The organism is Actinosynnema sp. NPDC023658 (assembly GCF_040639995.1).
Classification (GTDB): domain Bacteria; phylum Actinomycetota; class Actinomycetes; order Mycobacteriales; family Pseudonocardiaceae; genus Actinosynnema.
Genome location: NZ_JBFAAX010000154.1, coordinates 1 through 12,472, shown reverse-complemented (window position 1 = coordinate 12,472; position 12,472 = coordinate 1). Strand labels below are relative to the sequence as shown.

At 74.2% G+C, this 12,472-nt stretch carries 12 protein-coding genes; 5 read left to right on the top strand and 7 right to left on the bottom strand.

Annotated features, from left to right (window positions below; all coding sequences use genetic code 11):
• Window positions 1–116: 116 nt before the first annotated feature.
• The gene (locus AB0G02_RS18155; RefSeq protein WP_360795409.1) at window positions 117–1,307 is read right to left on the bottom strand and encodes a serine hydrolase domain-containing protein; all 1,191 of its coding nucleotides are present in this window, start codon (window positions 1,305–1,307) and stop codon (window positions 117–119) included.
• 134 nt (window positions 1,308–1,441) lie between these two features.
• Here AB0G02_RS18155 and AB0G02_RS18150 point away from each other — a divergent pair, with 134 nt between their 5' ends.
• On the top strand, window positions 1,442–2,560 hold the full coding sequence (locus AB0G02_RS18150) for a sensor histidine kinase (protein WP_360795407.1): 1,119 nt from the start codon (window positions 1,442–1,444) through the stop codon (window positions 2,558–2,560).
• On the top strand, window positions 2,557–3,336 hold the full coding sequence (locus tag AB0G02_RS18145; RefSeq protein WP_360795404.1) for a response regulator transcription factor: 780 nt from the start codon (window positions 2,557–2,559) through the stop codon (window positions 3,334–3,336). Before AB0G02_RS18150 ends, AB0G02_RS18145 begins: the two co-directional genes overlap by 4 nt.
• Before the next feature lie 10 nt (window positions 3,337–3,346).
• Here the strand turns inward: AB0G02_RS18145 and AB0G02_RS18140 are convergent, their stop codons facing one another.
• Window positions 3,347–4,468 (bottom strand): glycosyltransferase, encoded by a 1,122-nt coding sequence (locus AB0G02_RS18140; protein ID WP_360795401.1) that lies wholly within the window; start codon window positions 4,466–4,468, stop codon window positions 3,347–3,349.
• A gap of 96 nt (window positions 4,469–4,564) precedes the next feature.
• On the opposite strand from AB0G02_RS18140, the gene AB0G02_RS18135 reads away from it, so the two are divergent.
• Complete coding sequence (locus AB0G02_RS18135) at window positions 4,565–4,942, top strand: hypothetical protein (RefSeq protein ID WP_360795398.1); 378 nt, start codon at window positions 4,565–4,567, stop codon at window positions 4,940–4,942.
• A gap of 16 nt (window positions 4,943–4,958) precedes the next feature.
• Here AB0G02_RS18135 and AB0G02_RS18130 read toward each other — a convergent pair whose 3' ends face one another.
• Genes AB0G02_RS18130 through AB0G02_RS18120 form a run of 3 tightly spaced genes read right to left on the bottom strand, consistent with a single transcriptional unit; the run spans window position 4,959 to window position 8,163 of the window.
• A complete protein-coding gene (locus AB0G02_RS18130; protein WP_360795395.1) occupies window positions 4,959–5,735 on the bottom strand; it encodes an ABC transporter permease subunit in 777 nt (258 codons plus the stop codon).
• Window positions 5,732–7,228: an ABC transporter permease subunit gene (locus tag AB0G02_RS18125; RefSeq protein WP_360795392.1), complete on the bottom strand. Its 1,497-nt coding sequence runs from the start codon at window positions 7,226–7,228 to the stop codon at window positions 5,732–5,734. The genes AB0G02_RS18130 and AB0G02_RS18125 overlap by 4 nt, the downstream gene beginning before the upstream one ends.
• The gene (locus AB0G02_RS18120; protein ID WP_360795389.1) at window positions 7,225–8,163 is read right to left on the bottom strand and encodes an ATP-binding cassette domain-containing protein; all 939 of its coding nucleotides are present in this window, start codon (window positions 8,161–8,163) and stop codon (window positions 7,225–7,227) included. Before AB0G02_RS18120 ends, AB0G02_RS18125 begins: the two co-directional genes overlap by 4 nt.
• Before the next feature lie 158 nt (window positions 8,164–8,321).
• Here AB0G02_RS18120 and AB0G02_RS18115 point away from each other — a divergent pair, with 158 nt between their 5' ends.
• Together AB0G02_RS18115 and AB0G02_RS18110 are read left to right on the top strand one after the other, a co-directional pair.
• Window positions 8,322–9,488, top strand: coding sequence for a sensor histidine kinase (locus AB0G02_RS18115; RefSeq protein WP_360795386.1), 1,167 nt, complete (start codon window positions 8,322–8,324; stop codon window positions 9,486–9,488).
• Window positions 9,485–10,192 (top strand): response regulator transcription factor, encoded by a 708-nt coding sequence (locus tag AB0G02_RS18110; protein ID WP_360795383.1) that lies wholly within the window; start codon window positions 9,485–9,487, stop codon window positions 10,190–10,192. Before AB0G02_RS18115 ends, AB0G02_RS18110 begins: the two co-directional genes overlap by 4 nt.
• Here AB0G02_RS18110 and AB0G02_RS18105 read toward each other — a convergent pair.
• The gene (locus tag AB0G02_RS18105; protein ID WP_360795380.1) at window positions 10,189–11,622 is read right to left on the bottom strand and encodes an ATP-binding protein; all 1,434 of its coding nucleotides are present in this window, start codon (window positions 11,620–11,622) and stop codon (window positions 10,189–10,191) included. The two genes, AB0G02_RS18110 and AB0G02_RS18105, sit on opposite strands and share 4 nt — an antisense overlap.
• Complete coding sequence (locus tag AB0G02_RS18100; RefSeq protein WP_360795377.1) at window positions 11,619–12,305, bottom strand: response regulator transcription factor; 687 nt, start codon at window positions 12,303–12,305, stop codon at window positions 11,619–11,621. Before AB0G02_RS18100 ends, AB0G02_RS18105 begins: the two co-directional genes overlap by 4 nt.
• Between the last annotated feature and the right edge of the window lie 167 nt (window positions 12,306–12,472).

Here is a 12,472-nt window from a genome sequence, read left to right as displayed (position 1 = left end):
CTGCCGCGACCCCCCGGGCACGGGATCAACCACCGGCTCAACCAGGCCCAACCCCGGGCCCCGGCCGACGGGCGGGGGGGCGCCCCTGGGCCCCCCCGCCGCCGTTCGGCCGGAGGTCACTTCCCGCCGCAGAGGGCGTGGTCGACCAGGTCCGCGGTGATGTCCTTGTCCGGCTTGGGCACGCCCGGCTTCGCGACCAGCGAGTCGGTGTTGATCGACACCATCACGCTGCGCGTGCCGTCGGGCGTGACGCCGTTGCGGGTCATGAAGCCGGGGATGTCGCCGCCGTGCGCCCAGTAGCCGCCGCACGAGCTGGGGATCCACATGATGCCGAGGCCGTAGCGCGCGCCGGGCCACGCCGGGTCCAGGCGGGACGCGCGCACCGTCTTCGTCATCTCGGTGAGCTGGGCGGGCTTGAGCACCTTGCCGCTCATCAACGCCTTGAGGAACCTGTTGCCGTCCTCGGTGGTGCTGATCATCTCACCGGCCGCGCCGCCCCACGACGGGTTGTAGTTCGTCACGTCGACCGCCCGGCCGTATCGCGGGTCGTCCGGGTCGGCCTCCAGCCCCTTCTCCGGGAACCGCTCGTAGCCCACGGCGTGCGGCTTGGGCACGAACGCGGCCGTGCCCGGCAGGAACGTGTCGCGCAGGCCGAGCGGCTCGACGATGCGGGTGCGCACCTCGTGCTGCCAGGTGTGCTCGGTGACCCGTTCGATGATCATCCCGGCGAGCGAGTAGCCGGTGTTGGAGTAGCTCCAGTCGGTGTCGGGCGCGAAGGTCGGCGGCTCCTGCACCGCCAGCGAGACCGTCTGCCCGGCCGTCACGGTGCGGTACCGGATCTTCGGGAAGTCCTTCTCCAGGAACAGCTCCGGCATCTTGCCGACGTAGTTGTAGACGCCGCTGGTGTGCTGGAGGAGCTGCCGCACGGTGATCTTCGTGCCGTCGTTGCCGTTGCCCGCGACGACACCCGGCAGCCACCGGTCCACACTGTCCTCCAGGGACAGCCGGCCCTCACCGACCAGTTGCAGCACGGTCGAGGCCACGAACGTCTTGGTGTAGCTGCCGATGCGGAACTTCGCCCCCCACGGCACGGGCGTGCGCCGGTCGACGTCGCCGTAGCCGCTGCGCACCTTCAGGTCGCCGCGCGGGGTGTCCACCTCGACCAGCACGCCCGGTGCGCCCTGGTCGAGCAGCGCGTCCGCCTGCCGCTGGAGGGTTCTGGTGTCCGTCCGGTGGTCGGCGTGGGCCGTGCCCGCCGCGGTGAGGCCCAGCACCGCGATCACCGCTGTCGCGCAGAGTCGTTTCATGCCACCGAACGCTAGGCACGGCGAGGGCCGCGGTCGTCGCCCCAGGACGGCAACTCCGACTACCCCCGCGGGGGTAGGCGGGATCAGCCCACGGGGTGGCGACGGGGGACCCGGCCCGCGACTACCGTGGGCTGGTGGTGGCGAAACTCTCCCCGATCCGGCTGGACGTGCTGCTCGCGGCGGTGCTGACGTCGTTGACCGTCATCACCGCCGCGAGCCGGACCGGCGCGCACGTCACGTGGCCCGCCTACGTGCTCGCCGCGCTCACCGTCGCGCCGATCGCCCTGCGCCAGCTCGCGCCCGTGGCCACGATGGCGGTCATGCTGGGCGCGTTGTCGGCGTACGGCCTGCTCGGGTTCAGCGGCGTGCCCAGCGCCGGGGTGGGCGTGCTGGTCGGCACGTTCACCGTGGCGACCCTGCGCTCCCGGGTCGTGGCCGGGGTCACGTCCGCGGTGACGACGGTGGTGGTCGTCCTCGCGTTCCTGCGGGTCGACGCGGTGGTCGCGTGGTCGGAGGTCGCGCAGTCGGTCCTGGTCGTGATGGGCGCGTGGATGCTGGGCGAGGGCACGAGGCGGTGGGCGGAACGCGCCGAGCGGCTGGCCGAGGAGGCGGCGCGGGCGGTCGCGGACGAACGGGTGCGCATCGCGCGGGAGCTGCACGACATCGTCGCGCACCACATGTCGGTGATCTCCCTGCAGGCCGGCGTGGCGCAGTACGTGCTGGACACCGACGTGCCGACCGCGCGCAAGGCGATCACCACGGTCGGTGAGACCAGCCGCGAGGCGTTGACCGAGATGCGCCGGCTGCTCGACGTGCTGCGGGTCGACCACGACGACGACTACCGGCCGCAGCCGGGCTTGGCGGCGTTGGACGAGCTGGTCGAGCGCGCCCGGGGTGCGGGGCTGCCGGTGGACGTGGTCGTGGCGGGCGAGGCCCGTGAGCTCCAGCCGGGGCCGGACCTGTGCGCGTACCGGGTGGCGCAGGAGTCGTTGACCAACGTGCTCAAGCACGCCGGACCGGCCGAGGCGCGGATCGACCTCGACTACGGCGAGCAGACATTCGTGCTGAAGGTGACCGACAACGGCCGGGCCGCGCACGGCGGCGCGGCGGTCGCGGACCACGAACCGCACGGCATCCGCGGCATGAGGGAGCGCGCCGAGCTGTACGGGGGCGTGCTCACCGCCGGTCCGACGGCAGGCGGCGGGTTCGGCGTCGTCCTGCGGCTGCCGATGGCCGAGGTGGCGGCCCGATGACGATCCGCGTGCTCGTCGCGGACGACCAGGCGCTCATCCGCGCGGGCCTGGTCGCCCTGTTCACCGCCGCGCCGGGGTTCGAGGTCGTGGGCGAGGCGGCCGACGGCGAGCAGGCGGTCGCGGTGGCCGCCCGCACCTCGCCCGACGTGATCCTGATGGACATCCGGATGCCCGTGCTGGACGGCATCGCCGCCACCCGCCGCATCCTCGCCGCGCACCGGGAGGCCTCGCACCCCCGCGCCGACGACCACCCCGAGCCCGACCGCCCCGAGCCCGACCGCCCCGAGCCCGACGTCCCGGAGTTCGACGCCCGTGCCGAACCGCCGCGCATCGTCGTGCTCACGACGTTCGACCTGCCGGAGTACGTGTACACGGCGCTGGGCGAGGGCGCGTCCGGCTTCCTGGTCAAGGACACCCCGCCGGAGCGGATCATCTCCGCGGTCCGCACCATCGCGGCGGGCGACATCCTGGTCGCGCCGCACATCACCCACCGGCTGATCGAGACCTACGCCCAGCACCACCGGGCCACCACCGTCGGCGCACCGCGACTGCGCGCCCTGACCGCGCGCGAGACCGAGGTGCTGCGCCTGGTCGGCAACGGGTTGACCAACGCGCAGATCGCCCAACGGCTGGTGCTCAGCGAGGCCACGGTCAAGACGCACGTCAAGCGGATGATGGGCAAGCTCGACCTGTCCAGCCGGGCGCAGGCCGTGGTGGTCGCCTACGAGAGCGGCCTCATCGTGCCGACCGCCGCGAGCCGCGAACGGCCGAGGTGACGGGCCGCCGTCACCGGCCCGCGGCCAGCCGCTCCAGCAGCGGCACCGCGCGTGCCGGTTCGGGCAGGTCCAGCATCTCGGCGCGCAGCCGCCCGGCCGCCCGCCGGTAGCCCGGATCGGCCAGCACCCGCGCCACCGCGTCCCGCACGTCCCGCGCCGTGGCGGCCACCGGGTCCAGCACCTCCCCGACCCCGAGCCGCGCGCACCGGTCGGCGTTGTGCGGCTGGTCCGCGCCCATGGGCAGCAGCACCACGGGCAGCCCGTGTGCCAGCGCGCCGATCACGCTCCCCGAACCGCCGTGCGAGACGACCACGTCGCACCCCGGCAGCACGTCCTCCTGCGGCAGGTAGCGGCTGATCCGCACGCCCGGTCGCTGCGGACCGAGCTCGGCCGGGTCGACGTGCCCGCCGACCGTCGCCACCACGTCGATCGGCAGCTCGGACAGCCCGGCCAGTACGCGGGCGAACAGGTCACCGGACTCGGTGTTGAACACCGTGCCCAGGGTGAAGTAGGCGGTGGGCGTCGCGGACCGGCCCGGCGGGCCGACCGGCGGTCGGATCTGGAAGGCGTTGTCCGGCAACGGGAACGCCGGGTCGCGGAAGCCCGGCGGGAACGGCGAGAGCAGCAGGTGCCGGTGCAGCATCGTCAGGTCCGGGTCGGGCGGCAGGCCGTGCGCGGCGCGCGCCTCGGCCAGCGGCTCACCGATCACCGCCGGTCGCACGAACGAACCCGAGGCGATGACCTGGAAGTTCGCGTACGGCAGGCCGAGCTCCTCGGCGGCGAGCACGCTGCCGAAGTCGACCTCCTCGCACACCACCACGTCCGGCCGCCAACGCCCGAACAGCTCCAGGTAGGGCGTCCGCCTCGTGGCCACGCCCTGCCGGACGAAGCCGTCGCGCAGCTCCCGGTCGTCCCGGTCCCGGTCGGGCACCGACAGCGGCAGGCGCTCCCGGGCGTCGCCGCCGCCCTCGCCCACGGCGAACGCCGTGAACCCGGCCGCCTCGACCACCCCACGCCGCGCCGGGCCGGCCGCGAACGCGACGGTGTGGCCGGCGGCGGCCACCGCCCTGGCGAACGGCACCATCGGCTGGAAGTGTCCCACCCCGCCGGCGAACGTGAACAGCACGCGCATCGGCCCACCGTAGATCGACCGGCCTACCCCTGCGAACCACGACCGGCGGTGGCCACCGCGTCCGCCGACGTCCCCGTTGACCTAGCATCCCCGCCCGTGGACAAAATTCGGGTCGGGTGCTGGTCGCTGATCGCGCTCATCGTGGCGCAAACGCTTTCCACGCTGTTGTCCGGCGACCAGGCCGAGCTGCGGATCGTCGGCCTCGTGTTCAACGCCGCCGCCGCGCTGTCGACCTTCCTGCTGCTCCGGCGTCCCGACCGCAACCGCTGGCCGCTGGTCGCCTGGACGGCGGCCTTCTTCGGCTGGCACGTCACCGGGATGCTCACCCTGGCCGGTGTCGTGACGACCGGGCTGGACGCGGTGTTCACGGTGGGCACCGACCCGCGGCTCTCGATCCTCTACCAGGTGGTCCTGACGACGGTCGCGGCCTTCGCGGTGCACCTGCTGCTGCCCCGCCCGAAGGGCAAGGCCTGATCGGAACGCCGGGACTTCACGCGTCGCGCCACCGGAGCACCGAGCCACCGACCAGGAGCGCCCCCGCCGCCCACAGGCCGAGCACGCCCAGGCCCTTCCAGGGCGCGATCGGCAGGCTGTCGAGGTCCGTGGTGGCCTGCACGGCCAGCCCGGCGGTCATCGGGCTGATCTTCCGCAACCGCTCGACCCACTCCGGGTCCGACACCACCGCCGTGACGATCGGGAACAGGTACAGCAGCCCCAGCACGACCCCGGTGGCCGCCGCCGCGTCCCGCACCGCGGTCGCGACGCCCACGCTCAGCAGGCCCACCAGCACCAGGTAGAGCACCGAGCCCGCGGCCGCGCGCACCACCGGCCCGTCGGCCAGCGACAGCACCGCGTGGCCGTGGGCCGGGGTGAACCCGTTGCCCGGCAGGATCAGGCGCCCGGCCAGCACCGACACCAGCACCGCCACCGCACCGGCGAGCAGCACGAGCACCCCGACCACGGCGGCCTTGGCGGCCAGCACGGTCGACCGGCGCGGCATCGCCGCGAACGTCACCCGGATCATCCCGGTGCCGTACTCGCCGCCGACCGCCGACACCGCGAGCACGGCCACCACCGCCTGGCCGAACGCGACCCCGGCGAGGCTGATCTTCGCCGGGTCCTGCCCGCACCCGACCCCGGCGCAGCCGACGACGGACGACGCGGCCACGCCCAGCCCCGCGGTCAGCAGCACCACGGCGGCCAGCAGCCAGGCCGTGCCCGCGACCGTGCGCAGCTTCGTCCACTCCACCCGCAGCGCCTCGGTCACGCGTCCCTCCTGCGCAGCACGAAGACCGCCACGCCCAGCGCGACCGCGGTGTAGCCGCACAGCACCGCGAAACCGCCGAGCGGCGAGAGCGGGAAGTAGCCGTCCGCAGGCGCGTAACCGGCGTCCACCTGCGGGTACTCCGGCATGCTCTGCTGGATGGCGAACGCGGCGGCCGGCGTGACGCGCAGCAGCCAGTCCGACGGGCCGGTCGGCAGGACCGAGGCGATGGCCAGCACGTACGGCAGCACGATGGCCACGATCACGGCGGTCACCGCGCCGGCGCTGCGCCGCAGCACGGTGCCGACGGCCAGGCTGAACACCGCCGCCACCGCGAGCAGCGCCGCCGTGCCGACCACCACCCGCACCTCCGTCGCGGTCGGCACCGGGAACAGGAAGAAGCCCTTGTCGACCTCCACCGCCCGCACCAGCGGCACCGCGACCAGGCACGCGGCCAGCCCGACGACGAACGTGACCGCGCCGACCACCGCGGACTTCGCCGCCAGCACCCTCCCGCGCCCCGGCGACGCGCTGAAGCTGGTGCGGATCAACCCCCGCCGGTACTCCGAGGTCATGAACGTCACCGCGACCACGATGACCGCGATCAGCCCGGCGAACGCGCCCACCAGCCGGCCCTCGACCTTCTTGCCCAGACCACCCCGGCCGGCCGTGATCGGCGCGATGTTGCCGGACCCGCTCACCGCGACCCCGTCTGCCGTCTCCCGCGTGCCGACGCGCGGGTCGTCGCCCCGGCCGCCGACGACGCCGTCGGTCCACCCGGCGTCCGGCCAGTCGCCGCGCAGGTAGATCCGGTCGAACTCGCCGGTCGCGAGCGTCGGGTAGCTGATGCCGTCGGCGCCGGCGAACGACTCGGTGATCACCTCGTGCTGCGGCGAGGTGGCGAACAGCCCGGCGCGCACGGTGGACGGGAGACCGGGCAGGGTGACCGTGCCGACGAGGTGCCAGTCGACGCCGTCGGCCGACTCGTGGCCGGTGATCGTGTCGCCCGACCGGGTCAGGCGCAGCCAGCTCGGCGTCGCGGACAGCGTGCCCGCGACGTCACCGGTGTAGTCGTGCTGCATCCGCACGCCGTGCCCGCCGGTCATCGCCAGCGCGGCGTAGGACGAGCCCGGGGTGGTGTTCTCCTTGATGATGATCCCGGCCTTGCTCCACGGTCCGGTGTCGGCGGCCCGACCGTCCGCTTCGGACTCGACGGTCAGGGACGTCACCCGGGCGGTGATGCTGCCGTCGCCGGTCAGCGCCCGGTGGGCGAAGGCGAAGTCGTCGATCACCGGTTCGCCGTGCGGCCCCAGCGCCGGCTTGTTGCCCGCGCATGGCCGTCCGTCCGGGCCGCTGCACGAGAAGGTGCTCGCCATCGCGCCGAACAGCCCGATCAGCACGATCACCAGGGCGGCGGCGACCAGGCCGGACACCCAGCCGCGGACGGAGCGCAACTTCGTCCACTCGGCGCGCAGCAACTGCCCGAAGCCGCTCATCCCCGCTCCTCGGTGGCCGCCGCGGGGAACTCGACCGCGTCGCGGGTCAGTTCCATGTACGCCTCTTCGAGGGACGCGCGGTGCGCCGACACCTCGGAGAACGGCACCCCGTGCCCGCCGAGCAGCTCCACCACGCGCTCACCGGCCGGTGCGTCCAGCCCGGAGACGGTGAGCGCGTCAGGCCCGGTGACGGCGACCGTGGCGCCGGCCCGCGCCAGCACGGTCGTCGCCTGCGTGCGGGCGCTGGTGCGCACCGTGACCCGTTCACCGGAGGCGGCCGCGATCAGCTCGGCCACGCCGACGTCCGCGATCACCCGGCCGCGGCCGACGATCACCACGTGGTCGGCGGTGTCCTGGAGCTCGCTCATCAGGTGGCTGGACACCAGCACCGCCCGCCCCTCGGCCGCCAGCGACCGCAGGAAGCCGCGCACCCACCGGATGCCCTCGGGGTCCATGCCGTTGACCGGCTCGTCCAGCACCAGCACCGGCGGGTCACCGAGCAGCGCCGCCGCGATCCCCAGCCGCTGCCGCATGCCCAACGAGTAGCCGCCCGCCTTGCGCCGGATCGCCGACGTCAGGCCGACCCGTTCCGCGACCTCGTCCACCCGCCGCGCGCCCAGGCCCTGCGAGTGGGCCAGCCACAGCAGGTGGTTGCGGCCGCTGCGGCTCGGCTGCACGGCCGACGCGTCGAGCAGCGACCCGACCTGCCGCAACGGGTGCCGCAGGCTCCGGTACGGCCGGCCGCCGACCAGCGCGTGACCCTCGTCGACCGAGTCCAGGCCGAGGATCACCCGCATCGTGGTGGACTTCCCGGCCCCGTTGGGCCCGACGAAGCCCGTCACCTTGCCCGGCGCGACGGTGAACGTCATGCCGTCCAGCGCCACGGTCGACCCGTACCGCTTGCGCAGCCCGGTGACTTCGATGGTTGCTTCCATGCCGGGAAGGCTAGGCAGCGCGGTCGGTCCCGGTCGTCACGCGTGAGAGCCGTCCGGGTGGTCGCTGACGCGGGGGAGGGGCATCCCCCGCGCGAGGGACTCCGGTGTCATCACCTGCGGTGACGCGCCCACGCGCGCCGGCGACCAGAATGATCCGCGTGGACGACGAGGACGACCGGTGGGTCCGGGCGCGGAGGTTCGCCGGGTCGCCGCACGCGCCGGTCGTGGCCGGGGTGCTGCTGGGTGTCGGTGCGGTGGGGGAGTCGGCGGTGCGGGCCGTGACCGACGGCTCGGACCCGCAGCTCGTCCTCGTGCTCGGCCTGTTCGCCCTGGCGACCACCGCGCCGCTCGCGCTCCTGCGGCCGGTGCCCGCCGCCGTCGCCGTCTCGGTGGCGGGGGTGCTGTCGCTGGGGCTGTTCCACGGCCTGACCGTCGCGGGGCTCGGCGCGCAGCTGCTGGTGCTGCACCGGCTGGGGCGCGCGGGCGTGCCGGTCCCGGCGACCTCCCTGGCCGTGCCGTACCTCGTGCTGGCGCTCGTCCGCGACGCCGACGGGTGGGAGGGCGTCCTGACCGTCGTGGCGGCGTCGCTGGGGTTGGCGGCGGCGTGGGCCGGGGCCGCCGGGTGGGCGCGCGCCGAGGCGTCGGCGCACCGCGCCGCGCGGCAGGCCGTCGCCGGGAGGCTGCTGGAGCACACCGCGCGCGGGGAGCGGGCCCGGATCGCGCGCGAGCTGCACGACGTCGTCGCGCACCACATCTCCATGATCGCGGTGCAGGCGGAGACGGCGCGGCTGACCACGCCCGGCCTGCCCGACACCGGCGCGCGGCGGCTGTCGGAGATCGGGGACACCGCGCGGGCCGGGTTGACCGAGATGCGCCGGTTGCTGGGCGTGCTGCGGGAGGACGCGCCGGAGGAGGTCGCGGACCGGCGGCCCCAACCGGGGTTGCGGCAGCTGAACGACCTGCTCGACGAAGCACGCTACACCTCCGGCGCGGGCACGCGGCTCATCGTCTCCGGCCTGCCGTCCGACCTGGACCCGGGCGTGGAGCTGGCCGCGTACCGGATCGTCCAGGAAGCCCTCACCAACGCGCGCCGGCACGCGCCCGGAGCGGCGGTGGACGTGGAGCTGCACTACACCGAGGAGGCCTTGCGGTTGCGCATCAGGGACAACGGACCCGGCCCGCCCGCCACGACACCGCCCGGCGGGCACGGGTTGACCGGCATGCGCGAGCGCGCGGCGGCCGTCGGCGGGCGGCTGCGCACCGGTGCGGCGGGCGTGGGCGGGTTCCTGGTCGAGGCGAGCCTCCCGGCGAAGGCGGCGGGGTGAGCGCCGTCCGGGTCGTGGTGGCCGACGACCACCAGGTGATCCGCGCCGGGTACGCGGCCCTGCTCGACACCCAGCCCGACTTCACGGTCGTCGGCACCGCCTCCGACGGCGGCGAGGCGGTGCGCGTGTGCCGCGAGCTGTCACCCGACGTCGTGCTGATGGACGTGCGGATGCCGGGCGTGGACGGCATCGAGGCCACCCGCCGGTTGCTGGGCGGCGCGGGCGGGCCGCGGGTGCTGATCCTCACGACGTTCGACCTGGACGAGTACGTCTACGACGCGTTGCGCGCCGGTGCCAGCGGCTTCCTGCTCAAGGACGTGACGGCGGAGCAGCTGTTCGACGCCGTGCGGGTGGTCGCGGCCGGCGAGGCGTTGCTGGCCCCGACCGTGACCCGTCGCCTGATCAGCGAGTTCGCCCGCCTGCGGCCGGAGCGGGGCGCTCCGCCGGACGCCGCCCTGTCCACCCTGACCCCGCGTGAGACGCAGGTGCTGCGGCTGGTCGCGGAGGGCCTGTCCAACCCGGAGGTGGCGGCCCGGCTGGTGGTCACCGAGGAGACGGTGAAGACGCACGTGAGCCGGGTGCTGAACAAGCTCGGCCTGCGCGACCGCACGCAGGCCGTGGTCGCCGCCTACGAGTCCGGCCTGGTCGTGCCGCGCTTCCGCGAACCCGACCGGCCCCGGCGCCCCGCGCACGGCGACGCCTAGCGGGCCGAGCGGTGGTGGTCGTCGGAGTCCCCGGCGGGCAGGACCGGCAGCGCGGCGGTCAGGCGGGTGCCACCGCGGTGGTCGAGGGCGTCGAACACGTCGAGCGTGCCGCGGTGGAGCAGGGCGATGCGGCGGGCGATGGGCAGGCCCAGGCCGGTGCCGCCGGTCTCCCTGGTCCGCGCGTCGTCCAGCCGGGTGAAGCGCTCGAACACGCGCGAGCGGTCCGCGGGCGGGATGCCGGGACCGTCGTCCACCACGTCGAGCAGCGCCACCGGCCCGGCGGTGGCCAGGCGGACGGTGATGCGGGTGGTGGCGTGGCGCTCGGCGTTGTCCAGCAGGTTGCCGAGCAGGCGGGTCAGCAGGGGGTGGCTGCCGCGCACCAGGACCGGGCCGTCACCGACGTCGGTGGTCAGCGCGTGGCGGGACCGGTGGCGGGTGGTCTCCGCGTGCACGAGCTCGACCAGGTCGACCGCGCCCTTGGCGGCCGCGGACTGCGCGTGGTCGAGCCGGGCGAGCATCAGCAGGTCGGTCGCCAGGTCCTGCAGCCGGTAGGTGTCCTGGAGCGCGCCGTCGACCACGGCACGCCAGTCGGTCAGCTCCGGGTGCGCGTGCGCGATCTCCAGCTCCGCGCGCAACGCGGCGATGGGGCTGCGCAGCTCGTGCGACGCGTCGGCGACGAACCGCCGGTTGTCCTCCACCGCGGCCTGCAAGCGGTCCAGCGTCGTGTTCACGGTGTTGGCCAGGCAGGCGATCTCGTTGAGCGCGCGCGGCATCGGCACGCGGCGGGACAGGTCGTGCTCGGTGATGTCGGAGACCTCCCGCCGGATGGCCTCCACCGGCCGCAGCACCCGACCGGTGGCGAACCACACCACGAACGCGCACAGCCCCGCCAGCAGCACCGCGCCGGTGAACAGCATCAACACCCGGTTGTTGAGCGTCGTCTGGGCCGCCATCAGCTCGTGCCGCCACGCGCCGAGGCCCGACACCGGTCGGCTCGGGTAGCTCACCCCGGTGTCGAACACCTCCCGGTAGGTGATGGTGCGCGGGTCGGTGAAGGGCCACAGCGACAGCTCCGGCACCTGCGCCTGCGAGCTGTAGTTGGCCTCGTAGCTCACGACCTTGCCGCCGCCGACCGGGTAGTCCCCGATGTCCTGCGACGTGATCGCGACCTCGTGCACACCGCCCGCGCAGCGCTCGCCCAGCGGGATCGCGCCGGCCGCGACGCCCCGCCTCGACCCGGAGGCGAAGACGGTCAGCGAGCCGGACAGGCAGATCTGGCTGATCTTCGCGGGCGCGGTGTCGAACCGCATCGCCTGGTCGCGCAGGAAGATCGCGGCGACCGAGGCGATGCCCAGCAGCGGCAGGGCGATCACCGCGGTGGCCACGATCGTCACGCTGATCCGCAACGACCGGTGTCGACGGTTGCTCACGCGTCCTCCTCGCCCTCGCCGCGCAGGCGGTACCCGACGCCCCGGACGGTCGTGATGCTCTTGCGGTGGAACGGCGCGTCGACCTTGCGCCGCAGCGTGGAGATGTAGACCTCCACCAGGTTCGGGTCCGGGTCCTGCGCCGAGTCCCACACACCCCGGATGATCTCGGTCTTCGTGACCACCTGGTCCTGGTGGCGCACCAGGAACTCCAGCACGGCGAACTCCTTGGCGGTCAGCGGTATCGACGTGTCGCGGCGGCGGCACACCCGCAGCGCGGGGTCGAGCTCGAGGTCGCCCGCGCGCAGCACCGCCGGCCGCGTGACGCCGCCCCGGCGGACCAGGGCGCGCAACCGCGCCACCAGGACGAGGTAGGAGAACGGCTTGGTGAGGTAGTCGTCCGCGCCCGTGTCCAGCCCCTCGGCCTCGTCGAGCTCGCCGTCCTTGGCGGTCAGCATGAGGATCGGCGTCCACACCCCGGCCGCGGGCAGCTGCGCGCACACCCGGTACCCGTTGAGGGAGGGCAGCATGACGTCGAGCACGATCACGTCGTACTCGTCCTCGGTGGCACGCCACAGACCGTCGCGGCCGTCGTATTCCACGTCGACCGCGAAACCCTCCGCGGTGAGCCCGCGGGCGAGCAGCTCCGCCAACCGACGATCGTCCTCGACCACGAGTACCCGCATGGCCCAACTATGCCGTGGTCGGTGACCGGCTTGCTGAACCTTTCTTCAGGTTGCTTCAGGATGGCTTCAGGGTGCGGGTCGCATAGTCGTGGCCGTGGATCGGGGGGTCCACACCGGTCGCGATCAAGGGGGGTGGCGCCCGTCGGCCGCGCTCCGCGTGTGCCGGC